The 24,111-nt window shown below is 60.4% G+C and carries 22 protein-coding genes; 11 read left to right on the forward strand and 11 right to left on the reverse strand.

All coding sequences use genetic code 11. From position 1 onward, the window contains the following. Nucleotides 1-54: 54 nt before the first annotated feature. On the reverse strand, nucleotides 55-213 hold the full coding sequence (locus ACFFIY_RS13520; protein WP_354194709.1) for a YfhE family protein: 159 nt from the start codon (nucleotides 211-213) through the stop codon (nucleotides 55-57). 153 nt (nucleotides 214-366) lie between these two features. Here ACFFIY_RS13520 and ACFFIY_RS13525 point away from each other — a divergent pair, with 153 nt between their 5' ends. From ACFFIY_RS13525 to ACFFIY_RS13540, 4 genes are all read left to right on the forward strand, one after another. Then, entirely contained in the window at nucleotides 367-1,503 is a 1,137-nt protein-coding gene (locus ACFFIY_RS13525; RefSeq protein ID WP_354194843.1) for a PstS family phosphate ABC transporter substrate-binding protein, read from the forward strand. A 269-nt stretch (nucleotides 1,504-1,772) separates the two neighbouring features. Then, complete coding sequence (locus ACFFIY_RS13530; protein WP_354194710.1) at nucleotides 1,773-2,795, forward strand: nitronate monooxygenase; 1,023 nt, start codon at nucleotides 1,773-1,775, stop codon at nucleotides 2,793-2,795. Beyond that, a complete protein-coding gene (locus ACFFIY_RS13535; protein ID WP_354194712.1) occupies nucleotides 2,792-3,220 on the forward strand; it encodes a hypothetical protein in 429 nt (142 codons plus the stop codon). Before ACFFIY_RS13530 ends, ACFFIY_RS13535 begins: the two co-directional genes overlap by 4 nt. A 109-nt stretch (nucleotides 3,221-3,329) precedes the next feature. Next, nucleotides 3,330-4,247 carry a cation efflux transmembrane domain-containing protein gene (locus ACFFIY_RS13540; protein ID WP_354194714.1) on the forward strand — a complete coding sequence of 306 codons (918 nt, stop codon included), beginning with the start codon at nucleotides 3,330-3,332 and terminating at the stop codon, nucleotides 4,245-4,247. 61 nt (nucleotides 4,248-4,308) lie between these two features. Here ACFFIY_RS13540 and ACFFIY_RS13545 read toward each other — a convergent pair whose 3' ends face one another. Then, nucleotides 4,309-4,626, reverse strand: coding sequence for a YbjQ family protein (locus tag ACFFIY_RS13545; RefSeq protein WP_354194716.1), 318 nt, complete (start codon nucleotides 4,624-4,626; stop codon nucleotides 4,309-4,311). 433 nt (nucleotides 4,627-5,059) lie between these two features. On the opposite strand from ACFFIY_RS13545, the gene ACFFIY_RS13550 reads away from it, so the two are divergent. Both ACFFIY_RS13550 and ACFFIY_RS13555 read left to right on the forward strand, forming a co-directional pair. Beyond that, nucleotides 5,060-5,719: a C40 family peptidase gene (locus tag ACFFIY_RS13550; RefSeq protein WP_376837306.1), complete on the forward strand. Its 660-nt coding sequence runs from the start codon at nucleotides 5,060-5,062 to the stop codon at nucleotides 5,717-5,719. Nucleotides 5,720-5,804: 85 nt separating this feature from the next. Beyond that, nucleotides 5,805-6,677, forward strand: coding sequence for a D-alanyl-D-alanine carboxypeptidase family protein (locus ACFFIY_RS13555; protein WP_354194720.1), 873 nt, complete (start codon nucleotides 5,805-5,807; stop codon nucleotides 6,675-6,677). Between the two features lie 32 nt (nucleotides 6,678-6,709). On the opposite strand, the gene ACFFIY_RS13560 is transcribed toward ACFFIY_RS13555, so the two are convergent. The 6 genes from ACFFIY_RS13560 to ACFFIY_RS13585 form a co-directional block, all read right to left on the reverse strand. Next, the gene (locus ACFFIY_RS13560; protein WP_354194722.1) at nucleotides 6,710-7,510 is read right to left on the reverse strand and encodes a DUF1835 domain-containing protein; all 801 of its coding nucleotides are present in this window, start codon (nucleotides 7,508-7,510) and stop codon (nucleotides 6,710-6,712) included. 19 nt (nucleotides 7,511-7,529) lie between these two features. Next, a complete protein-coding gene (locus ACFFIY_RS13565) occupies nucleotides 7,530-8,411 on the reverse strand; it encodes a DMT family transporter (RefSeq protein ID WP_354194724.1) in 882 nt (293 codons plus the stop codon). A gap of 517 nt (nucleotides 8,412-8,928) precedes the next feature. Beyond that, a complete protein-coding gene (locus ACFFIY_RS13570) occupies nucleotides 8,929-9,645 on the reverse strand; it encodes a Crp/Fnr family transcriptional regulator (RefSeq protein WP_354194726.1) in 717 nt (238 codons plus the stop codon). A 128-nt stretch (nucleotides 9,646-9,773) separates the two neighbouring features. Continuing rightward, nucleotides 9,774-11,681, reverse strand: coding sequence for a heavy metal translocating P-type ATPase (locus ACFFIY_RS13575; protein ID WP_354194728.1), 1,908 nt, complete (start codon nucleotides 11,679-11,681; stop codon nucleotides 9,774-9,776). 29 nt (nucleotides 11,682-11,710) lie between these two features. Further along, a complete protein-coding gene (locus ACFFIY_RS13580; protein WP_354194730.1) occupies nucleotides 11,711-11,932 on the reverse strand; it encodes a heavy-metal-associated domain-containing protein in 222 nt (73 codons plus the stop codon). A gap of 255 nt (nucleotides 11,933-12,187) precedes the next feature. Continuing rightward, nucleotides 12,188-12,697 carry a cupin domain-containing protein gene (locus ACFFIY_RS13585; protein WP_376837313.1) on the reverse strand — a complete coding sequence of 170 codons (510 nt, stop codon included), beginning with the start codon at nucleotides 12,695-12,697 and terminating at the stop codon, nucleotides 12,188-12,190. A 306-nt stretch (nucleotides 12,698-13,003) separates the two neighbouring features. On the opposite strand from ACFFIY_RS13585, the gene ACFFIY_RS13590 reads away from it, so the two are divergent. Both ACFFIY_RS13590 and ACFFIY_RS13595 read left to right on the forward strand, forming a co-directional pair. Continuing rightward, complete coding sequence (locus tag ACFFIY_RS13590; RefSeq protein WP_354194734.1) at nucleotides 13,004-14,056, forward strand: GGDEF domain-containing protein; 1,053 nt, start codon at nucleotides 13,004-13,006, stop codon at nucleotides 14,054-14,056. An 84-nt stretch (nucleotides 14,057-14,140) separates the two neighbouring features. Then, a complete protein-coding gene (locus ACFFIY_RS13595) occupies nucleotides 14,141-14,827 on the forward strand; it encodes a phosphoribosylaminoimidazolesuccinocarboxamide synthase (protein WP_354194736.1) in 687 nt (228 codons plus the stop codon). Between the two features lie 90 nt (nucleotides 14,828-14,917). Here the strand turns inward: ACFFIY_RS13595 and ACFFIY_RS13600 are convergent, their stop codons facing one another. Continuing rightward, the gene (locus ACFFIY_RS13600) at nucleotides 14,918-15,799 is read right to left on the reverse strand and encodes a TetR/AcrR family transcriptional regulator (RefSeq protein ID WP_354194738.1); all 882 of its coding nucleotides are present in this window, start codon (nucleotides 15,797-15,799) and stop codon (nucleotides 14,918-14,920) included. A 172-nt stretch (nucleotides 15,800-15,971) separates the two neighbouring features. Between ACFFIY_RS13600 and ACFFIY_RS13605 the strand changes: the two genes are divergently transcribed. Beyond that, nucleotides 15,972-19,232, forward strand: coding sequence for an efflux RND transporter permease subunit (locus ACFFIY_RS13605; protein WP_354194740.1), 3,261 nt, complete (start codon nucleotides 15,972-15,974; stop codon nucleotides 19,230-19,232). 660 nt (nucleotides 19,233-19,892) lie between these two features. Next, nucleotides 19,893-20,450 carry a superoxide dismutase family protein gene (locus ACFFIY_RS13610; RefSeq protein WP_354194742.1) on the forward strand — a complete coding sequence of 186 codons (558 nt, stop codon included), beginning with the start codon at nucleotides 19,893-19,895 and terminating at the stop codon, nucleotides 20,448-20,450. 109 nt (nucleotides 20,451-20,559) lie between these two features. On the opposite strand, the gene ACFFIY_RS13615 is transcribed toward ACFFIY_RS13610, so the two are convergent. Further along, on the reverse strand, nucleotides 20,560-21,702 hold the full coding sequence (locus ACFFIY_RS13615) for a CAP domain-containing protein (RefSeq protein ID WP_354194744.1): 1,143 nt from the start codon (nucleotides 21,700-21,702) through the stop codon (nucleotides 20,560-20,562). Between the two features lie 181 nt (nucleotides 21,703-21,883). On the opposite strand from ACFFIY_RS13615, the gene ACFFIY_RS13620 reads away from it, so the two are divergent. Continuing rightward, entirely contained in the window at nucleotides 21,884-22,336 is a 453-nt protein-coding gene (locus ACFFIY_RS13620; RefSeq protein ID WP_354194746.1) for a DUF305 domain-containing protein, read from the forward strand. A gap of 214 nt (nucleotides 22,337-22,550) precedes the next feature. Here ACFFIY_RS13620 and ACFFIY_RS13625 read toward each other — a convergent pair whose 3' ends face one another. After that, nucleotides 22,551-24,008 (reverse strand): polysaccharide deacetylase family protein, encoded by a 1,458-nt coding sequence (locus ACFFIY_RS13625; protein WP_354194748.1) that lies wholly within the window; start codon nucleotides 24,006-24,008, stop codon nucleotides 22,551-22,553. Nucleotides 24,009-24,111: the final 103 nt, after the last annotated feature.

The following is a 24,111-nucleotide window of genomic DNA, read 5'->3' on the forward strand; positions in this document are numbered from 1 at the left end:
AGAGCCGGACGGCGGCGTTTGTCAGGTTCGGTCCGAACCGCAAAGACGGCGGAGTCACTGTTTGTCTTTGCCGGATTTTTGGTTGTCGTCGGTCTTTTGTTCGGTCGCGGCGTCCGCCCGGTTGAAGTCATCTTGGTAGAGGACTTCCTGTGTGTCGGAGAGGCCGTTGTTTTTCTCGGTCATGCGTTCGTGCGGCGGTTTCTTTTCGTTCATGATGCAGCTCTCCTTTCAAAAGGTGTCTATGGTTAGTGTTTCCGGCTGCGCTGCCGGTTAAACATCCGGTAGGGTTCGGGGGATTCTGAAACCGGTTCGCCCGCCTGCGCGTCTATCGTTTACAATGGAGGAAAAGGGGGGAGCCGCTTGAAAGTGGCCGGGAAGGTTTTGTCGCTGTTGTTCATCACCGTGTTCGTCTTGATCTTCTCCATCATGCCGATTGTCTGGGTGCTGTTCGGCGGCTACGACCACTGGGCACCCGCGCTGTTCGGCGTGCTGGCCGGCTTCATCACGATCATCGGGCTGTCGATTTTCAATGTGCGCAGTCCGAAGGTGTTCTACGGAGTGCCGGCGTCGATCGTGCTCATCGGGCTGGCCGCTTCGATTCCGGGCGTGTATGTCCATTCGAAGCCGGTCGTGCAGGCGGGGGAAGTCGACTTGTTTGAGTACATGCCGTTTGACGGCAACAGGACCGCATCGCTCGACGGGCCGGCGTCTTTCCGGATCACCGAAGACGTGCCGGTGATCGACGGGGCGACCGCCCTGTATCCGGTGTATGCCGCGTTCGTGCAGGCAGTTTATCCGGAGAAGGAGTACTTTCCGTATGAGGGCGAAGTCATGTCGAACCGCACGGGACAGGCGTATGAAAGTCTGATCAGCGGCGAGGTCGACCTCATCTTCGCACTCGGCCCGTCGGAGGCGCAGCGTGAGCGGGCGGAGGCGGCGGGCAGGAAGCTCGTCCTCACTCCGATCGGCAGGGAAGCCTTCGTGTTTTTCGTCAACCGGGACAATCCGGTCGACAGCCTCACGCAGGCTCAACTGCGCGGCATTTATGCCGGTGAGCTGACGAATTGGCGCGAAGCCGGCGGCAAGCGGGCGAAAATCCGCGCGTACCAGCGGCCGGCCGACAGCGGCAGCCAGACTGCGCTCGAGGACTTCATGGGCGATGTTCCGATCATGGACGCCCCGACCGAGCGAACCGCCGACCTCATGAGCGGCATCATCGAAGACGTGTCCGACTACCGGAACTTCGGCGGCGCAATCGGCTACACATTCCGCTATTATTCCGAGGAGATGGTCGGCAACCACGACATCAAACTGCTCGCAGTGGATGGCGTCAAACCCGGCGTGGACACGGTCCGCTCCGGCGCCTACCCGCTCACCCGCGAACTCTACGCCATCACCGCCGGCACCGGCAACCCGAACGTCGCCCCGTTCATCGACTGGATCCTCACGGAGGAAGGGCAGGCCCTCGTGGAGAAGACAGGATATGTGGGGATCGGGGAATAAACGATGGCTGTCAGGCGGGAATCGTTCGACTCGGGAGCGTAATCGTTCGACTCGCGGAGGGAATCGTTCGACTCGGGAGCGTAATCATTCGACTCGCGGGGGAAATCATTCGACTCGCCGTTTTCCGTCCATCAGGCGGGAATCGTTCGACTCGGGGGCGTAATCATTCGACTCGCGGAGGGAATCGTTCGACTCGCGGACACAATCATTCGACTCACGGGCGTAATCGTTCGACTCGTCGATCCCTGACCAAAAGGAGGCTCATGCAAATGAACCGATTCAATCTGAAACACCCGGTCATCCAGGCGCCGATGGCCGGATCGACGCCGCCGGAGTTTGTGGCGGCGGCATGCCGTGCGGGCATCCTCGGATCGCTCGGCGCGGGATATATGACGGCGGACAAAACCCGGCAGGCTGTCCGTGACATAAAAAGTCTGACGGACCGGCCGTTCAGCGTGAACTTGTTCGTGCCAGAAAATCCCGCAAGGAATGAACAGATCATCCGGGCGGCCCATGATGCCCTTGCACGTTACCGGGAAGAACTCGGCCTGCCCGGTGAGCTGCCGGCCTTCAGTGATAGCGAATTCGACGGGCAAGTCCAAGTGCTCATCGACGAAGGGGTGCCGATCGCCTCGTTCACGTTCGGTCTGCCGGATGAATCCGCAGTCCGCGCACTGAAGGCTGCCGGCACCTATCTCATCGGAACGGCGACCACGCCGGAGGAAGCGGCGGCAGCCGAAGAGATCGGCATGGACGCCGTCGTGCTGCAGGGGAAGGAAGCGGGCGGCCACCGGGGAGCATTCCTCGGCGAGGACCGGTTCATGGCGCTTTCGGACCTGCTGGCGGAAACAGGCACGGCGATTCCGATCATTGCCGCCGGGGGAATCCATGACGCAAAAACCGTCCGCGCCGCGCTCGCTGCCGGCGCCTCTGCCGTCCAGGTCGGCACCGCGCTGCTCATCGCGGAGGAAAGCGGCGCCCACTTGCTGCATAAACAGGCGATCCTGGATTCCCGTGAAGGAGAGACCGTCCTGACGCGGGCGTTCAGCGGAAAAAATGCGCGCGGCGTCGCGAACCGCTTTATCCGGGAAATGAGTAAAGCACCCGTCGCGCCGTACCCGCTCCAGAATGACCTGACGAAACCGATCCGCGCGGCAGCCGGAAAGCAGGGGGATGCCGGATTGTTGTCCCTCTGGTCGGGCGAAAACGGCTGGCGGAATGAAGGCGGAACGGTCGCGGAAATCGTGGAACGGCTGGCTGCGGGAACCCGGGAGTGCGGCGCGGAGGCGTGAGCACCTTCCTCCGGCTCAACGCCGTCGCCCTGCTGTTCGCCCTCATGACCGGGATTCCTGCACTGTCCGAGCTGAACTTCTACCGGATTCTGAGACTGACGGAATGGGAGCCCGGCACACTCGTCACGGCCGGATTCATCTTCAACTCCGTCTGGATCGGCGGCCTTTCAGTCATCGGCTACCGGCTGCTGCGGAGATGGTTCGGACTGAAGCCCGTGAGATTCGCCGCGGCACTTCTCTGGATTCCGTACTATTTCCTGCTGCTCCGGGCATTCGGCGCACTGTTCCCGCTGGCGGACGCCGGCGACCTGCCAAACCCTGCATCCGGCCTCATTCTCCTGTTCGGCATCTCCGTCACCCCGTTCTGGATCGTCTTCCTGTGTGCGGTCGGGGGAACGTCCGCTGACCGGGAGGGGGATCGCTGAGCGGAGGGGGAAGGTCTCTATCCGGTATCCGGATTTGCCCCGCCCGATTGCGCCTGATTATAATGAGGTTGGGCGGCCCTCGACGGCCTGCCGTGGGAGGACGTTTAACGTGTTAAAAGAAGTGAAGATGGAAAAACGTATTTTATGGCTGTCGTTCTGGACCGGCAGCCTTTTTGCCTTGGCCGAGTTTTTCATGGCGATTTACTCAGGTTCCCAGGCGGTGTTGATGGACGCGGCCTATGACGCATCGGAGCTCCTCATCGTCGGGCTGATGCTGTTTCTCATGCCGCTGTTCCACCGGCCGATCACGGAAAAGCTGCCGTTCGGTTTTGCTCAGCTGGAATCGATTTTGGTCATCGCGAAAGGCCTTATGCTCTTATCGGTGACCATCGGCCTGTCCGCGAAGAGCGTGGAAGTGGCGCTGTCGGGCGGGAACGAAGTGGATGGTGTCCAGATTTCGATATTCCAGGGAATTGTGGCCGTGGTGAGTTTGGTCATCTTGATCGGGATGCGCCGGATGAATCGTTCGCTGTCTTCGCCGATCATCAACATGGAAATCTACGGATGGAAAGTGGACGTGGCCTACAGTGTCGGAATGGGGATCGCCTTTTTTGCCTCGACGTTCTTAAAGGGGACGCCGCTGGAATGGCTGTCACCGTACTTTGACCAGTTCGTGTCGGTGCTGATCGTGCTGTTCATGCTGCCGGAAGCGCTGAAAATGCTTTTCCGGGCGATCAAGGACGTGATCCTCATTTCACCGGAAAAAGAAACGATGGACCGCATCAAGCACTTGTGCGGCGGCGTTCTCGAAAAGCACTGTCTCCAATCGGTGTTCTACGATGTGACCCGCACAGGCAGGCGAATCTGGGTCGCGGTGTACTTTCGGACAGAAGGGGATACCTTGTCCGTTTCGTCTCTCCAATCTGCCATGCGGGAAGCCAACACCACCCTTGCCCGGGAATTCGATAACTGTACGTGCGAGCTGATCATGGCCGATCCGGATGCGGATGCACTGCCGTCAGCCTGAACCAATAAAACCTCCTCTGCGGACGACTGTCCGGCAGAGGAGGTTTTGATTTGGCGGATCCTCACCCGCGCACCGTCACGGCTGTTCCCGTCGCGATGCACATGAGCATGCCTTCGCGGATCGTTTCAAAGTCAAGGTCGACGCCGATGACGGCATTCGCTCCGTGCCGCCTGGCGCGTTCCTGCATTTCTTCAAGTGCCACTTCACGGGCTTCGGCCAGCTTGCTTTCGTAGGCGGAGCTGCGTCCGCCGATCACGTCGGTCACCGATGCAAACAAGTCCCGCACGATGTTCGCCCCCATGATCGCCTCGCCGACCACGATGCCGTGGTATGCCTCGACCGTCTTGCCTTCCAAAGTGTTCGTTGTCGTTACCAGCATTTGAATCCCTCCTCGGTCAGATAATCAAACATACGCCCCGGCCGGCCGGAAAGTTTCATCCATCTTCATGAAATCTTCATTTTCCCATGCGGCAAACCTTCAGAATTGCCGCGTAGGATGAAGAGGGAAGGACGGGCTCACCAGCGGCGGGAGAAACGTTATCTTTATTTGGCAGAGCGTTATCTTTATTTGGCAGAGCGTTATCTTTATCCGGCAGAGCGTTATCTTTATCGGCTAGAGCGTTATCTTTATCCGCCGACTCTCCGCCCTGGCCCGCCCTGAAATTTTCCGCTCTTCCGGGGCATCCGCACGAAACGTCCGGCACCTGCCGGACGTATATTAGAAAGAAGGGTCCCGGATCAACATCGGTCCCGGGACCGAGGCGGATTCCCGCCGAAGGCTGTTTTGGAAAGGGGCAATCTCGATCATGATGATGAAGACAAAGAAAATCCCCTTTCCGGATCGGACGGGCGGGGAGGACGGGGTGGAGTTTGTGAGGAACATTTATATCGTGCTGACGGACACCGGGACGGTGCTGTCGAAAATCATCCGCCGGTATACGGGCAGCCGGCTAAACCATGTGTCGATCGCGTTCGACGAGCAACTGGAGGAGATGTACAGTTTCGGACGGATTCAGCGGCACAATCCGTTTTCGGGCGGATTTGTGCGCGAGCGGCCGGGGGAGGGTCTGCTGGAGGATGCGGAGTGTGCAGTGTTCCGTTTCCGCGTGACGGAGGAAGAGCTGCACCGCATCCAGGCAAGAATCCGGGAGATCGAGCGGGAACGCGACCGGTATTCCTACAACTTCCTCGGCCTCATCGGCATCATGCTCAACCGGGAAATCCCCCGCAAGCGGGCGTATTTCTGCTCGCAGTTCATCGTGGAAACGCTGCTGGCGGCGGGTGTCCGGGTCACCGACACACCGGCCTGGCGGGCACAGGCGCGCGACTTCTCGGAATCAAAACAACTCGAGCCGCTTTATGAAGGCCCGCTCGCCGGCTGGGCCGCTCCGCAGCCGGTCCGACTGGCCGATCATCCCCGTTCGCTCCGCCGGCGCCTTCTCCGGGTTCCATTCCGACGGGCAGCAGGATAAGATTAAAAGACAGGGGACTGACCGGGAACCTGCTGGTCAAGCGGCACTGTTATCCGTAATTCATTCATAAAGAAGGTCAAAGAAAATGAAGAAGTTCTTATTATTCTGCGTGCTCGCGGCGGGAGTGGCGCTGCTCCTTCTGCGGGCGGGCCTCCTCCCGCCGCTTGGATCTTCCGGCCGGGACGAGTACACGAGCTCGTACATTTACGTGCTCGACAGGGAATCCGGCAAGCCGGTCTACGAAAAAAACGCCGATGCCCGCGCCTACCCGGCGTCGCTGACGAAGATGATGACGACGCTCGTGGCACTGGAGCACATCGGCGATTTGTCCGCGGCGGCGCCGGTCGACCTGGACACCTACCGGAAAATGGTTGCGGCCAATGCGTCGATGGCCGGCTTCCACGGACGGGAAAGGGTGACCTACCGCGACCTGCTGTACGGGAAAATCCTTCCGTCCGGCGGGGAGGCGGCCAACTCGCTGGCGGTGAACACAGCGGGCAGCGTCGGGGCGTTCGTCGCCCTCATGAATCAAAAAGCGGATGAGCTCGGCCTCGCGGGCACGCACTTCACGAACCCGGAAGGCCTTCACGACAAGGGGCAATACACGACCGCCGCCGACATGGCGAAACTGCTTGACCGGGCACTTGAAAACGGTCATTTCCGCGCGCTGCTGACGAAGGAAACCTTCCAGACTTCGCCGACCGCGGACCACCCGGACGGCATCCGGCTGCAGTCGACGGTGCTGGCCCGGCTGAACGGCGTGGACGAACCCGGCTTCCGGATCCTCGGCGGAAAGTCCGGCACGACGTACCAAGCCGGGGAATGCTGGGCGACCCTGGCCGAAAAGAACGGACGGGAATACATCGCCGTCGTCATGGGCGCACCGCTTAAGGACATCCATCACCCGGACGGCGCCCAGGTCGAAGACACGCTCAGACTACTGGAATCGATCAGATAAGGCCGCCCGGCATCCCGGACGGCCTTTCATCATTATTTAGCGCGGACCTGATACAACCGCATCGACTGCAGGCTGCCTTTGGACTCGAGGCGGCCTTCTTCGATCAGCGAGCGGATCCGGTACTCGACCCATAAATCCGAAAGCGGCTGGTCGGCATATCCGATCACCTCGCCGATGAGCCGTGCGGCCGGAAGGAACCCGTTGGGCCGGAGGTTCTCGGCATGCTCCAGGATCCGCGCGTCATCCCTCGTCAGCGGCTCATCGGTGATGCGGCCGTCTCTCCACGAACGCACGAGGCTTTGGTTGCCCAGCAGCCGTTCGCCTTCTTCCCGCAACCTCGCCGACTCATCTTCAGGCAAAGAAGTGCGGTGCGCGGCGTAAAACGAGATGAGCTGTTCCGGACTGCATTCGCCCGAGTGGAGAATCTCAATCCGGTACTTGCGTCCTTCGTTGAATGCCTCCATCGCGGTTGCCGTGTTGACGGTTCCGGCAGGCAGGGGCTTGTCCTTCAATAGGTGGAGGACGAGCCGCAGCCCGATCTGCTCGGCGGCATTTTCGCACGTCCAGATGGTGACGGGAGTTCCCGGAGGAATCGCTTCGAGCCGGCGAAGGGCTTCACGGAAGGCGGGTTCGTCATCTGTCAGGTCGCCGAAGATCGATCTGAACGTCTCGCGCACCCACCGGAAATGCCGCGTGATGCCGTCATCCTGATCGATGTGCGCGATCGGTCCGATCGAGAGGTCGGCGGGAAATCCGATCACCCGGTCCTCCGTTTTGCGGAGGGCGTATTTGAGTGCGCCCGTGACGGACGCGCCGAAGCAAATGTGAATCATGAAATCAGTCCCTTTCCAATCAGTGTTCCGGACGGATCCGCGGTTTTAATTTCAGTGAAGGTTTCAGTTCGGCGATCAGGATGGCCGCGAGGATCAGCACGGCGCCGAGCACCATGCGGCCGGTGAGCACTTCGTGAAGGAACAGCACCGACATCGCCGTGCCGAAAAACGACTCCAGCGACAGGATGACCGCGGCCTTCGTCGGCGTCGTGTAGCGGAACGCGATGTTCTGGCACACGTATGCAATCGTCGTGGAAAACACGGCAAGGTAGACAATCGGCCAAATGGCGGCGCCGGTTAACGTTGCCGGCACTTCGCCGAGCACGAGGACCGCCCCGACACTGAGCACAGACGCCGTCGCAAACTGCACGATCGTCAGCGACAAGGCATCTTCCTTCTTGACGAACAGGTTCGTGTAGAAAATATCGAACGCGAATCCGACTGCACAGAGCAGCGTCAGGAAATCGCCGAGATTGACCGTCATCGAGCCCTGGAGCGACATGAAGCCGATCCCGGCAAGCGCCAGCACGGAGCCGAGCGTCTCATGCCGGTCGATCCGCCGCTTGAACACAAGGTACGCAATCACCGGCACAATGACCACGTTCACCGCCGTGATGAAGGCGTTCTTGGAAGGCGTTGTATATTCCAGCCCGACCGTCTGGAGGGCGAAGGCGACAAATAAGATCGATCCGAGCACTGCGCCTTTCCAAAGCACGGAGCGTGTGAGCGTCCGCAGCTTGCGGTGAAACAGCACACATAAGATGAGCGTCGCCAGCACAAACCGGCCCGCCATCACCTGATACGCCGTCAAATGCTCCAGCGCAATCGCCGTCACCACAAATCCGCTGCCCCACACCACCGCCGTGATCAGCAGCAGCACGTCTCCCAAATAATGCTTCATCGCCAAACCCCCTCTGGAACTCATTCTTCTAATATAGCACGGTGGAAGGGGAAGGGGGGCGGGAATCTGGGGGGCGGAGGGAAAAGGGGGAGGGATCGGGGGTGGGGAATGGGTCCGGAATCAGCGGGGCTTGGGAAGCGGATCCGAAAATGGGGCAAGCGGGTTCGGAATGGGGCGGGGCGGGTCCAGAATCCAGTGACGCCAGGAAAGCGGCCGCGAAAAGCCCCGAAGCGGCCGCGAACTCCTCCCGGGCAGCCGCGAAACTTTCCGTCGCCGCAATTCCACCACGCCCGCCTGCACCTGCTGTCCATTTGTGGATAACAACCCACCCGCCGCCGGTCCAAATCCCTCACTCATCCCCAATTTCCACACCCATCCACACAATGACCCCGGAAATCCGGGGATAACCCGCTTATCCACAGGTCGCCGCCGATGCCGCATAAAGTTATGCACAAAAAAAAGCGGCTCCCCGCCACCGGGTTCCGCTTAAGAATTTGAACTCCACTTTCTGCTTGATTCAGTGCAATAACAGGGCGTCCATATCCAAAATCTCGATTTCCTTCTGGCCGAGCTGGCGGATCCAGCCTGCATCCTCGAAATCGGCAAACTTCCGGCTGATCGTTTCCGGGGTGGTGCCAAGGTGGGAGGCGAGATCCTTCCGGGTCATCGGCAGACGGATTGGATTGGCGGCGGCTGTGTCGGCGAGTTCTGCAAGATACATCGCGACGCGGGTGTCGACGGGTTCTGTCGCAAAGCTTGCGGCCTGCTTTTCCGACTCATCCAGCCGCCGGGCGAACTCATTCATGAGCCGCAGCGAAATGGACGGGTACTTCAGGAGGAACCGCTGGAGATCGTCGCGGCCGAGCGAACAGATTTCCGTTTTCTCCAGTGCCTCCGCGTATGAATCATGCACCGTCGTCTGGAACACCGCCAGTTCACCGATGAAATCACCGGGTCCGAGGATGCGCACAAGCTGCTCCTTGCCGTTCTCCGACAGCCGGTAAATCTTCACGCGCCCCTGGTGGACAATGTACAGTCGATCCGACCGCTCGCCCGCTGAATAAATCGTCTCGCCGCGCGTGTATTTCAGCGGAACCGTCGAGCCGACAATCTCCCGCAGTTCATCGTCCCCGAGATGGTTGAAAATCGGTACGATCGAGATGCACATCTGATGCACATTTTCCGCCGTACCATGTGCGTATCCCGCCCCTTCGTGCAGCGGCTCATTCGCCATAATCCCCACTCCTTTCGGTTAATCAAATAAGAAAACCGGCCGGCGGGACGGGCATTCCGCCCCTGATTCTCCGCCCGCGGACCGGTCCTCTCCAACTCTCCTCACTCATCCTCTACCCGCACCAGCCTTCACGCATGCTCCGCAGCCCGGCGCAGTTTCCGGACATTCCCGGCTCCTTCGTCTACGCGCCGGCCGCTTTCGTACCGGACAAGCCGGATGGCGTTGAGGATGACGAGCAGGACGCTCAGTTCGTGGATGAGCATGCCGGAAGCAAGGAACACTTTGCCGAGCAGGACGCCGGCGAGCAGGAGGGCGACCGTGCCGACGGCGAACCAGGTGTTCTGCTTCATGTTACGGACGGTCGTTTTCGCGAGCGCGTGGGCGTGGGCAAACTGGTCCAGGCGGTCGGCCATGAGGACGATGTCGGCCGTTTCCATCGAGATGTCGGTGCCGCCTTCTCCCATTGCGAGCCCGATGTCGGCGGTTGCGATCGCCGGGGCGTCGTTGATGCCGTCGCCGGCCATGGCGACCCGGCGTCCGTCTTCTTTTAATTTCTTCACGAAGCGGACTTTATCCTCCGGCAGCAATTCTGAATGAACCGCATCGAGTCCGAGCCGGCGGGCGACATGGTCCGCGGCGTGGCGGTTGTCGCCGGTGAGCATGACGATCTCTTTCACGCCGTTTCTCCGCAGTTCCCGGACGGCGCCTGCTGCTTCCGGGCGGATCTGGTCGGCGATCGAGAAGAGGCCGCACAGCACACCCCTGCATGCTGCGAACACGACGGTGTTGCCGGCTTTCTCGCGGTCGACGGCGAGCCGTTCCGCTTCAGCCGGAATATCGATACCCCGGCCATGAAGCAGGCGCCGCGTTCCGACGACAAGGTTGGTGCCCCCGACAACGGCGGTGAGTCCGTGGCCTTTCACAATCTCCACCTGCTCGGGCCGCTCAAGTTGCGCGAGGCCGCTCCGCTTCGCTTCCTCGACGATCGTTCGGCCGAGATGGTGTTCCGAAGCGGTTTCGGCGGCCGCCACAAGCTTCAGCAGCTCCTCCGCGTCAAAGCGGCCGAACACGTCGATCGCGCTCACTTCAGGCCGGCCTTTCGTCAGTGTGCCGGTCTTGTCGAACACGACCGTGTCGATTTTCGCCAATTTCTCGACCGACTCGCCTCCTTTGAACAGCACGCCGTGGCGGGCGCCGTTGCCGATGCCGGCGACGACCGAAACCGGAGCCGAAATGACGAGTGCGCCCGGGCAGGCGATGACGAGGAAAGTGAGGGTCAGCTCGATGTTGCGGGTGAACAGCCAGACGGCCGCGGCCAGCACGACGATGCCCGGCGTGTAGACATTCGCGAACTTCTCGAGGAACTTCTGCGTTTTCGTCTTGGAATCCTGTGCTTCTTCGACCAGTTCAATGATCCGGGCGAACGTCGTGTCGTCGCCGACCTTCTCGGCTGCCACTTCGAGGTATCCGCTGTCGAGCACCGTCCCGCTGAAGACGGGGTCGCCCGCACGCTTGCCGGCCGGCTTGGATTCGCCCGTGATGGCGGCTTCGTTGAGGTGGGCACGCCCGCCGACGATCCGGCCGTCCGCCGGAATCTTGCCGCCGGAGCGAATGATGACGAGATCGCCTTCCTCTACTTCATCTGCCGGGATGATGAGCTCCTCGCCGCCGCGCCGGACGGTCGCTTCCTGCGGCGCCATGTCAATCAGGCTCTTCAGCGACGAACGGGTCTTTTCGAGCGTCCGGGCTTCAAGATAAGCCCCGAACAGGAACAGGAACGTCACGGCGGCCGATTCGGTGTACTCTCCGATGAACAGCGCCCCGACAACCGCAATCGTCACGAGCAGCTCGATGCTGAATGCCTTCATCCGGAGCGCCTGGAATGCTTTGACCGCGATCGGGGTTCCGGCGATGACGGTTGCGGCGATGAGCGCCAACCGGTTGAGCTGCGGCTCGCCGAGCACATGAAAAACGAGAGCCAGGGCGAGCAGGCCGCCCGTGACGGCCGTGATCCTCGCCTTCTGTTTTCCGGTCATGGAAATCCATCCTTTCTGGTGGGGAGGGGTCAGGACACCTTCTTCGACAATACCGGGTAGCCGAGCTTTGTCACGATCTGCGCCAGCGCCTCCGCAGAAACCGCAGACTCATCGAATGTCGTTTTCACTTTTCCGGAGTTGAACAACACCTTCGCATTTTCCACGCCCGCTGTCTTGTTCAGCGCCCCTTCGATCTTTTTGATGCAGCTCGGGCAAGTGAGCGCCTCCATCTGAAATACGGCTTTCTTCATCTGAATTTCCTCCTCATCGGTTCCTTCTGACTTCATTATCGGCCATCCGCTCGGAAGCTTCCTTGACGCCGGTCAATAAACTGTACGTTTCCGCGGATACAATCAACGTTCACGCCGATACAATCAACGTTTCCGCGAATACAATCAACGTTCACGCCAATACAATCAACGTTCCGCCACGTTGACGGCTTGTCCGTCCCGCACATAAATCAAAACCGGGATCCGTCATGAAGGAGGATCCCGGTTTCGCCATTATTAATGACCTTCCGCTTCCTCCGCTTCCGATTTCGTCCGGTGCACGGTGCCGAATGGGTGGTTCGGCGGTGCGTAGATCGAGTAGAGGCGGATCGGTTCACGGCCGGTGTTCGTAAGGTTGTGCCAGGTGCCGGCCGGGACAAAGATCGCGTCGTCGTCGGAGACGGGCATCCGGTAGTCAAGCCGGTCGGGGGAGCTGCCCATCTGCACGAGCCCCTCCCCGTCTTCGAGGCGGAGGAACTGGTCGGTGTTCGGATGGACCTCGAGTCCGATGTCTTCCCCGGGTGGGATGCTCATGAGGGTGACCTGCAGATGGCTGCCGGTCCAGAGGGCAGTCCGGAACAAATCGTTCTGCTCCGCCGCGTTTTCGATATTGACGACGAACGGCCGGCCGCCGTAGTCGGTTACCGGCGGGGGAGCGGGGGCCGCGGCCGGCAAATAATCCGGCTGTGAAGGCCGGCCGTGGAAGTCTTCGGCCGGCGGGTGCCAAGGGTAAATGCCGGGGAATATCGGCTGCATCCCGCCTCCCGTCTGCATCGGATGCCCCATGTGCCCCGGCATCGCGGCGTTGTAACCCCCCGGTCCCCCGTAAACCCCGGTCACCCCCGGGTAAGGATGGATGGGCATGGGCATGCAGCACATGCACGGCGGCGGACAAGTACAATGGAACAACTCGGTTTTCGCCTCCCGTTTCAATGTGTTCCGGCTATCCTATGCATCCGGAGGCCGGCCGGTACCTCGCCCGATTCGCCGGGGTGCGCGTTTTTTCCCGGAGACGGGGAATAGAACGGGTAACAACCGGGAGGAGGAGAAGCGATGGACCAGGAGCGGAGGCATTTCACGGAAATGAAGCGGCGCGTCTATCTGCTCGTCCTGCCGGCGCTGGCACTGGCACTCGGCATGAACACCGTGCTGCAGGCGGAACTGCCGCTGAATCTGTACACGAACCTCGCCGTTCTCGCCGGTGTGATCATCTGCTGGTTCCTCCTCCTGACCCGCTTCCCGTTCCTCATCCTGGAGTGGCTCCTGCTTACGCTTGCGGGCCTGTATCTGCTGTCGATGCTGCTCCAGGCGCTGTACATCGGCATGTTGGAAAAAGGAGAAAACAGCCTCGGCGACTTCATCATCTGGATGCCGCTCATCACGATCGCCGCCTTCCTCGTCCTCGATAAAAAACAGGCGGCCGTGGCGAACGGCGTCCTGCTGATGTTCCTCGTCGCGCCCGTCATCCCGGTATTCGGGAAACTGGGGTCCGACCAGATCGATTCGGTCCTCCTGCTGTACATCGCGCTTGCCGTCTACACATTCGTCTTTTACTTTCTCAATTCGCTTTATCAAAGAAGTGCCGAGCAACGGGCGCTCGCGCGATTTGCGTACCTCGACGCGCTGACGGGGATCGCCAACCGCCTCCAGATCGACCGGTGGCTGGCTGAGGGCATCGCGGCGGGAGAGCGGGACGGCCGGCTGTTCTCGGCCATCTTCTTCGATCTCGATTATTTCAAATGCATCAACGACGCGCTCGGCCACAAGGCGGGGGACGAGGTGCTGAAGCAGCTGGCCGCCGTCGTGGAAGCGGAGCTCGGGGAAGGGGACCGGTTCGGCCGCTGGGGCGGGGAGGAGTTCATCGTCTTGACCGAAACCGGTGAACATGAGGCGTTTGCGCTCGCGGAGCGACTGAGGACTGCAATCGAAGCGCATGATTTCGGTGAAGCCGGTCCCCTCACGGCCAGTTTCGGAATTGCCGTCAATGCGCCGGGCGACACGCCGGAATCTGTCCAGGCGCGTGCGGATGAACGGATGTACGCGTCCAAGGAAGCGGGCCGAAACCGTGTCACCGGCCGGACAATGGAGACGGCGCCGGAAGAATAAATACGAAAAATACGTAGAATATATTTCGTAATGTTCGTCTTTCGGTTATAATCAAAGTGAATTGAGCCGAAAGAGGTGGAAAGCTTGGAGCTTTTGTATAAAGGGAAGACGAAGGATGTCTATGAATTGGAAGACGGAAACCTGCAGCTGAAGTTCAAGGATGACGTGACCGGTGAAGACGGCGTGTTCGACCCGGGCGCCAACACGGTCGGCCTGACGATCGAAGGTGCCGGCAAAGCCGGACTCCGCATGACCCGGTACTTTTTCGGAAAACTGGCCGACGCCGGCGTGCCGACCCACTTCGTGGAAGCGGACATCGACGGCGCGACGATGACGGTCCGGAAAGCCGAAGTCTTCGGCAAGGGGCTCGAAGTGATCTGCCGTTTCCGCGCGGTCGGCAGCTTTCTCCGCCGCTACGGCGCCTATGCGGAAGACGGCCAGCCGCTTGACGCGTTTGTGGAAGTGACGCTCAAGGACGACAACCGCAACGACCCGCCGATCAGCCGGGACGCCCTTATCCAGCTCGGCATCCTCGAAGCGCAGGAATACGATACACTTGAACAGCTGACGAAGGAAATCTCCCATATTGTGAAAGACGACCTCGACCGCCGCGGCCTCGACCTGTACGACATCAAACTTGAATTCGGCCGCGACAGCCGCACCGGTGAGATCCTCCTCATCGATGAAATCTCCGGCGGCAACATGCGCGTCTACCAAGAAGGCGAATACATCGCCCCTCTCGACCTCGAACAGCGCCTGTTCGTGAAATGAATCAAGTGAAAAAAAGATCCCTGCCGGCCAGATGCCGTCGGGGATCTTTTTTGAAGACAGTGCCGCACGGATTTGATCCGCACGGCCTGTTTAAAGCCCGAGCAGTCCGGCGAGACGCCCGGCGGAATCCTGGAATTCCGGGTAGGGGGAGAAGGCGGCGAGGGCGCCCTGGACAGCGGTCCGGTCAATGTCCTCGCCTGCACCGGCCTGCGCGTCGATGAAGTCGACGGTCGAGCCGAGGTAGGCGGCCGCCGATGCGGACAGGGGCAGCGTGTCCGCAAGTGTCCGCATCGCCTCGATTTCCGCCCGGATGGCCTTTGTGCGGCCATCATGGTCCGGGAACAGTTCGGAAAACAGGCCGCGGACGTTGCCGCCGTCAAGCAGGGCTGGCTGCCGGCCGGAGAGGAAGCTTTCGGCGGCCTGCTCGGTCAGGCGGAAGAGCAGGTCGGCGAGCGACCCCGGGTCCAGGTTCCCGGGGTTGGTGATGAACAGCTGCATGTAAGAGGTCTTGACGCCTTCGACGATGGTGGCGATGTCGACGGCGAAGGGGAGGATTTCTTCTCCGTACATGTCGGCCAGGCAACTGCCGTACCAGCGCAGCACCTCGGCGTGGAGCGACCGGATGAAGGCGACGAGTTCTTCGTTGATGCTGAAAGCCTGTTCGCGGACGTACATCATGATGAAGTCGGTGTTGCGAAGAAACTGGTCAATCTGGATTTCAGTCTGCCGCCGGTAATTGCCGGCAGGGCTCAGCAGGGGGTCGTGTGCGCGGGCGAGTTCTTTTTTGAACTCTGCAGAATAGTATTTGAAAATCTCGATCAGGAGGGCATCCTTGGATTTGAAATGAAGATAAAAGGCGCCTTTTGAAATGCCGGCGAGGTCGGCGATGTCCTGGACGGAGGTTCCGTGGAAGCCGCGCTCCGTCAAGAGGGCGGCGGCCGCCTCGATGATTTTTCGTTTTGTTTCGTTCATCCGTCGATCTCTCCTTCTTGCGGTTGACCAGCGGGTCAGTAGTCCAAGTATAGCAAAAGTCATCATGCCGGGTGCGATATCATAGTGTTTTAATTGCGGCGGAAGATGATTTGCATTATCCTTGTACAGTATAACTGACCAGCCAGTCACAAGGGAAACGGAGGAGCTTTTTTTGAGAAAGATCATTAACTTTTCGATACAGAATAAGTTCGCCATCTGGCTGCTGACGATCATGGCGATCGCCGCGGGGGTCATTTCCGCGGTGAACATGAAGCAGGAGTCGATGCCGGACATCACGGTCCCGATCGTATCGGTCGTGACCGTTTATCCGGGCGCGGCGCCCAATGAAGTCGCCGACTCGGTGACCACACCGGTCGAACAGCGGCTGAAAAATGTCGAAGGCGTGAAGACGGTCATGTCCTCCTCGATGGAGAACGTGTCGTCGATCCAGCTGGAATTCGGCTTTGACAAAGACATGGACCGGGCGACGCTTGAAGTGGACAGCGCGCTGGAAGGCATGACGCTTCCGGACAACGCGCAGAAGCCGTCCGTCTCCAGAATCAGCCTGAACGCATTCCCGGTCATTGCGCTCAGCGTGACCGACAAATCACGCGACCTCGACCAGCTCACCGAACTCGTCGAGAAGGATCTCATCCCGGCGCTCGAGAAAGTCGGCGGCGTCGCGGACGTGCAGGCGAGCGGCCAGAAAGCCAAGGAAGTCGAAATCCAGTTCGACGACGAGAAGCTCGCCGCCGCCGGCCTGGACCGCGAGACGGTCACCGGCATCATCCAGGGATCCAACCTGGCTTTCCCGCTCGGGCTCAATCAGCTTGACGGCCAGATGAAAAACGTGGTGATCGACGGTTCGATCGCTTCGCTGGACGCCCTGAAAAACCTTGAACTTCCTGCGGTTCCGGCAGGTGACGGCCAGGGAGCTGCCGGAATGCCAGGCGCAGAGGCTGCCGGCGGACAGGATCCGTCGGCACAAGGCGCAGCCGGTGCGGCAGCGGGTGGCCAAGACGCGGCTGCCCAAGGCGCGCCAGGCCAGTCCGGTCAAGGCCAGGCTGCTCAAGATCAGGCCGGCGGGGCTCAGGCGGCTGCCATCGCGGCGGCCGGCCTGCCGACGGTCACCCTGTCCGACGTGGCGGCGGTCGACATCGTCAACGAATCCAAATCGATTTCCCGCACGAACGGCAAAGACTCGATCGGCCTCCAGATCGTCAAAGGTCCGGATGACAACACGGTCGACGTCGTCAACGGCGTGAAAGACGAGATCAAAAAACTCGAAAAAGACTACGGTGTTGAAATCGAGTCGACATTCGACCAGGGGCAGCCGATCGAAGAAGCAGTTTCGACGATGCTCGGCAAGGCGCTCTACGGCGCGCTGTTCGCCGTCATCATCATCCTGCTGTTCCTGCGCAGCTTCAAGACGACGGTCATCTCGGTTGTCTCGATCCCGCTGTCGCTGCTCATGGCGCTGCTCGTGCTCCACTCGATGGACATCACGCTCAACATCATGACGCTCGGCGCGCTCACCGTCGCGATCGGGCGGGTCATCGACGACTCGATCGTCGTCGTCGAGAACATCTACAGGCGGATGCACTTGCCGGATGAGCCGCTGAGGGGCAAGAAGCTCATCCTCGAAGCGACGCGCGAAATGTTCATCCCGATCAGCTCCTCCACGATCGTCACGATTGCGGTGTTCCTGCCGCTCGCGCTCGTGTCCGGGCAGGTCGGCGAATTGTTCGTTCCGTTTGCGCTCGCCGTCGTGTTCGCGCTGCTCGCTTCGCTGCTCGTCGCGGTCACCGTCGTCCCGATGCTTGCCCATACGCTGTTCCGCAAGAACCTTTACGGGGCAGACGGCCGTGCGCAGGCCGCAGTGAAAACCGAGCGGCCGAACCGCCTGGCCGCCTGGTATCAGGGCGTGCTCAACTGGGCGCTCAACCATAAATGGATCACAGTCGGCGCATCCGTCCTTGTGCTCGTGGCCAGCTTATTCCTGGTGCCGCACATCGGCACGACCTTCCTGCCCGAAGAAGAACAGAAAGTCATCATGGCGACGTACAAGCCGGATCCCGGCCAGCCGAAAGATGAAGTGATCCAAATCGTCGGCGACGCCGAGAAGTTCCTCGCAGACCGGAAAGGCGTCACGTCCTACCAGTTCTCGATCGAGGAAGCCGGCGGAGGCATGGGCATGATGATGGGCGGCGGTGCAAACTCTGCGCTGTTCTTCATCGAATATGACTCCGACTTCAAGAACTTCTCCGATGAGCCTCAAAAGCTCGTCGACAAGCTGAACGGCCAGTCTGATAAAGGCGAATGGGGCACAGTCGACTTCGCCAACATGAGCGGCGGCTTTGAATTGTATGTATACGCCGACAACGAGGAAGACCTGAAGACGGCTTCCGACGACGTGACGGAGGCGCTGAAAAAACAGGACGGCCTTGAAAACGTCGAGTCGGATCTCGCCGAAGCGTACGATCAATACACGTTCGTCGCCGACCAGAAGAAACTCGCCGGACTCGGACTGACGACGGCGCAGATCGGCATGGCGCTTTCCGACAGCGGAAAAGGCGCTGCGATCACGACCGTCAAGGAAGACGGCGATACGCTCGATGTGTACATCGCCACCGAGTCGAAGGAATTCGGCACATTCGACGATCTGAAGAAAACCGAAATCCCGACCGCACTCGGCACGGCCGTCCCGCTTGAGGACCTGGCGTCCGTGGAAGAAGGAAAAGCTCCGACGACCGTCTCCCACCGGAACGGCAAGTTGTACACATCGATCACGGCCGACATCACGGCAAAAGACACGAACGCGGTCTCGACAGATGCGAAAGACGTGATCGACAAGCTCGATCTCCCGTCCGGCTCGACGGTTGAATTCGGCGGCATCACCGAACAGATCAACGAATCGTTCTCGCAGCTCGGACTCGCCATGGCGGCCGCCGTCGCGATTGTCTACTTCGTCCTCGTCGTGACGTTCGGCGGCGCACTCGCTCCGTTCGCGATCCTGTTCTCGCTGCCATTCGCCATCATCGGCAGCTTGGTCGCGCTCTGGATCGCCCGCGAGCCGATCAGCGTTTCGGCGATGATCGGAGCGCTCATGCTCATCGGGATCGTCGTCACGAACGCGATCGTCCTCATCGACCGGGTCATCCACAAAGAGAAGGAAGGCGAACCGACGCGCCAGGCACTGCTCGAAGCCGGCGCCACCCGTCTCCGCCCGATCCTCATGACCGCACTCGCGACCATCTTCGCCCTCGTGCCGCTCGCAATCGGCGCGGAAGGCGGCGGCCTGATCTCCAAAGGCCTCGGCATCACCGTCATCGGCGGTCTCGTCAGCTCCACCTTGCTGACCTTGCTCATCGTGCCGATCGTCTACGAAATCCTCGCCAAATTCCGCCGCAAACCGCTGGTAGAAGAGGAATAAAGAATGGAAAAAGCACCCGTCCGGGATTCCGGCGGGTGCTTTTGTGTATGCATGGATGGTGCGGGGCGCGGTTGGACGGACGGGGTTGAATCCGCCGAGTCGTACGGATCCGGCGCTGAACCGTACGCATCCGACCTTGAACCGTACGGATCGGGCCTTGAGCCGGACAGGTTGATTCTTCCGGGCTTGAGTCGTACGGATCCGGCGCTGAACCGTACGCATCCGGGCTTGAACCGTACAGATCGGGCCTTGAGCCGGACAGGTCGATTCTTCCGGGCTTGAGCCGTACGGATCCGGTGCTGAACCGTACGCATCCGGGCTTGAACCGTACGGATCGGGCCTTGAACCGGACAGGTTGATTCTTCCGGGCTTGAGCCGTACGGATCCGGCGCTGAACCGTACGCATCCGGGCTTGAACCGTACAGGTCCCGCCTTGAGTCGGACAGGTTGATTCTTTCGGGCTTGAGCCGTACGGATCCGGCGCTGAACCGTACGCATCGGGGCTTGAACCGTACGGATCGGGCCTTGAGCCGGACAGGTTGATTCTTCCAATGGTCAACCCCCTCTCGATGCCAGCCTGCCGCCGCGCACGCCGCGTCCAATTCACTGAATAGATCCGCCGTCTTTTCCCCATCCTTCACAGGAAGGAGGATGGTTAAAATGAAAAAACTGTTGATGGCCGCTGCGGCGGTCTTGCTGCTCGCGGGCTGCGGGATGAAGATGGGGAAGGAGGTGCAGGTGCCGGTCATGACGGAAGGCGGCCGGACCGCGATGGAATCGGACCTGGTGGACGCAAACGGGAAAGTGATCGGCACGGTGCTCCTGACCGGAGATGAAAAAGGGACCGGGATCCGGATCACCGCAGAGGGGATGGAGCCCGGCGTGAAGGCGATCCATGTGCATGAAACCGGCGTCTGCACGCCGCCGGACTTCGAGTCGACCGGCAGCCACTTCAATCCGCATTCGAAAGAACACGGCTTTGAGAATCCGAACGGCTTCCATGCCGGGGACCTGCCGAACATCGAAGTCGACAAAGAAGGGAAAGTCGACCTCGAAACGGTTTCCGAACACGTGTCGCTCAAGGAAGGCAAGCCGGGTTATCTGCTGGATGAAGACGGCAGCTCGATCGTCGTCCACGAAGGGCCGGACGACTACAAAACCGATCCTGCCGGCAACTCGGGCAAGCGCATCGCCTGCGCGGCATTCAATAAGGAATAACTGAGCGGCACCCGCCAAATTTCTGGCGGGTGCCGTTTTCGTTCGGCCTCCATCCGCAACCCGAAGAAAACCGCAGCCGGCTGTGTGCGGCTGCGGTGGATAGACCTTCTTATCTGAACAGGAAGTTTTCCGTGTAGTACGGCTGGTTGTCTTCGTTGAATGCGACGCCGACGCCGAGGAGGCGGTAGTCGCGGTTCAGGATGTTCTTGCGGTGTCCGAGCGAGTTCATGAGGCCTTCATGGGCGAAGATGGCGCTCGGCTGGCCGTAGGCGAGGTTCTCGCCGGCCCCGCGGAACTGGATGCCGTCTTCCGCCATGCGGTCGAACGGCGATTGGCCCTTCAGGTTTTCGTGGGCGAAGTAGCCGTTCTGGGCCATGTCTTCGCTGTGCTTCACGGCGGTGCCTGCGGTCCGGCCGTCCCAGTCAAGCACACTTTCGCCGTGTGCGACTCGGGCGGCGTTCGTCAGGTCAAACAGCTGCCGCTCGAATCCTTCCTTCAGGGAGGCGCCGCCGGATGCGTAGAGGGCATTGTGGTTCAGTTCGAGTTTTTTGTCGATGAGCTGGACGGCGGTGACAGTGTCTTTCTGATGCACATCATAAAAGAACGTCACATAGCTGCCGCCGAGCTCGTACACGTCGTATTCGCCGGTGTCCTGCATGAGGAAGGCATTGCGTCCCTTGATGATCCGGTCGAGCGGCTTGCCGTAGGCGGCGCGGACTTCGGCTTTCCGGGAGCCGTACTTGATGCCGTCCCGGGAGGCGATCATGTCCTGGTTCGTGTACAGCCCGTTCACGCGTCCCTTGGCGTCTGCCGAGACCATGACGAAGTTGTGGTAGCCGTCGTGGTAAGTGTCCCAGGCGGTGCCGTATTCGTTTGTCGTCGAGCGGGCCGGTTCGCCGAGTTCCGCCCGGACGCGGTCTTGCGGGTCTCCGATGGCGAGGTTGTGCACAGTGACGGGTGCGTCGGCCGGCGTCTCAAGGTTCGGTTTGTCGACGGTTTCGGTGGCCGCCCCCTGTCTGCGGGCGCGATCGTCTTTTACGCTTTGTTCCAGTTTGGCGTAGAGCGATTCCGCTCCGTCGCCGATTTTGCCGATTGCCTCATTCACGGCCGGCTTGTCTCGGAAGTCCGCGATCGCCGCGTCGAACCGGTCCAGAAAAGACAGATCGACGTAGCGTGAAACCGGCCCTTCCCAAAGCGGCCGGGCCAGGAAAACCAGGACGGCCAGCAAAATGAGTGATAATAATCGTCGCACGTGCACACCTCCCTCGTCCCACCATTTTACCACGCGGCGGGGCGTTTCATGCATTGGATGAACTGCGAAGGCTGAAAGCGTAAGGGAAAGAAAAGCAACAGAATGGCGGACGGGATGTATACCGATAGGTAGGAGGGGTATAGAGGAACTATCAGCTGATCAAAAAAAGGAGGCAGGTAAGATGAAGGCATATCTACGGTTCGGGCTCATGATCCTGACGTCGATCGTCGTCATGTACGTCCTTATGTACTTCAATACGTATTCGATCGATCATGTGACTTTCAGCGAGACAAGGGTATATATGGCGATCATGATGGGGGGCTTCATGGCGATCATCATGATGCTGTTCATGCTGAATATGTACAAGAACAAAAAAGCGAACATCGCCATCCTCGCTGCCAGTGTCCTCATCATCGCCGGTAGCCTGTGGCTCGTGAGGAGCCAGGCGACGGTCGGACAGGTGTCTTACATGCGGGCCATGATTCCTCATCACTCGATCGCCATCATGACGAGTGAGCGGGCGCACATTGAAGATCCGCGCGTCCGCAAGCTGGCCGACGGCATCATTGAAACGCAGAAAAAGGAAATCAAAGAAATGAAGGCGCTCATCAAAGAGTTGAAGGATAAAGACTGAATGCAAAACGGGGCTGTCCGGTAAGTGCTGGGCTTCCCTATGAGACGGCAAAAAGCAAGGACGGCGGGCGACTCCTGCGGGAAAGCCGACCGGCCGAGACCCCGCACGGCTGTAAGCCGGAGGAGGATTGGCGGTCGGTCCGCGGAGAGCAGCCAGAGTCCTTGCTTTTTGCACTTTCTCTAAGGGAATCAACTTTTGGGACAGCCCCGTGCCGTTATTGATTGAAATACGGGCCGATGTCCGAGTCGGCGGTCAGCCCGAGAAGCTGGCTGACGGTGACGAACTGATAGCCCTGGGCCTTCAGTCCGGCGATCAGCTGAGGCAGGGCATCGGCTGTGGAGGCGTGGATGTCGTGCAGCAGTACGATTGCCCCCGGATGAACCAGGCCGGAGACAAGCCGGTTGACGGCCGCGGCGTTGCGGCTTTTCCAGTCGAGCGAGTCGACCGACCAGAGGACGATCGGGGAATCCGACTCGGCCGCAACCTGCTTGACCGCATCGTTAATCGCTCCGTACGGCGGACGCTCGACATCCGGCCGGACGCCCGTCGCCGCCTCGATCTTCCGGGCAGACTGCACCATCTGCAGGCGGATGCCGTCGATGTCGTACTTCGTCAGATCCGGATGGCTGTCGGAATGGTTGCCGATCTCATGTCCGGCCTCCGCCACCGCACGCGCCGTGTCCGGATAAAACTCCGCCTGCGAGCCGAGCATGAAGAACGTCGCCTTCACGCCTTCCTTGGCAAGCGTCTCAAGAATGCGAGGCGTGACCTGCGGATGCGGGCCGTCATCAAATGTCAGCGCCACATACTTGCCCGCCGGATCAAGCGGCGCCGCTTCGGATCCCCCCTGCACCGTGCCGTCAATCGTACCCGACGGCTTCGCGACACCGAGGCGGGCGGCGGCATCCGGCTTCATCATCAGGGACACCCGGTCATAGGGCAGGTCGACCTTGACGACACCCGCAGCTCCGGCAGCCACTTCATATTCATCGAAATACACCGTGAACGCCCCGTCGCCGATCGACCATTTCCAGGAAGCCGGGTCGGCGAGCGCCGCATCCAACTCATCATCAAACACATACTCCATGAGCCCGTCCCTGGCGGCGATCGCTTCTTTCACGAGCCGCCCGAGCTCCGCGGCGTCCACACCGCCCTCCAGGTCAAACAGCTCACCGAGCGACACCGGCCGCTTCTCCTGCATATCGACGGTGAACGGCATCACATTCGTCTGGCCGTTCGCCCCGCCGGCGGACCGGTATGATGTGAACACGAGGCTGTAGAGCGACTCGCCCGCCTGCTTCGTATCCAGCCCGATATTCAAATGGCCTCGCAGCCCTTCTTTGAGCGCCGCTTCATTGTCCTGAAGCTCTTTCTTGAACGCGCTCGTCTGGGCATCGATCCACTCCCGAATCGGCGCGTTGACCGCCTCGCTGTCCGACGACAGCACACTCACGGCGGACGTATATGTATCCGCATCCTCGACCGTCGTCTTCAGATCCAGGCCGGGAAGCACACCCTTCTGTTCCGTCACCACCGCCTTCGCCTGGCCGCTCGGCTCCTTCTTCCCGGTCAGCGCCGGAATCGCCACGCTCAGCACGAGCAGGGCCGCCGTCGCCACCCCGACGAGCAGCGCCCAAAGTGGCACATTCAGCCACTTCAACTTTCTCTTCAACACCTCAACCAGCCTCTCTCCGTGATTTGGCCGCCCGTTCTCTCTGTGCGGGCCGCCCTCTATGATCCTCCTATTATATCACCTGGAAAGAGATTCCGGCAGT

Source organism: Bhargavaea ullalensis (genome assembly GCF_042432615.1).
Classification (GTDB): domain Bacteria; phylum Bacillota; class Bacilli; order Bacillales_A; family Planococcaceae; genus Bhargavaea; species Bhargavaea ullalensis.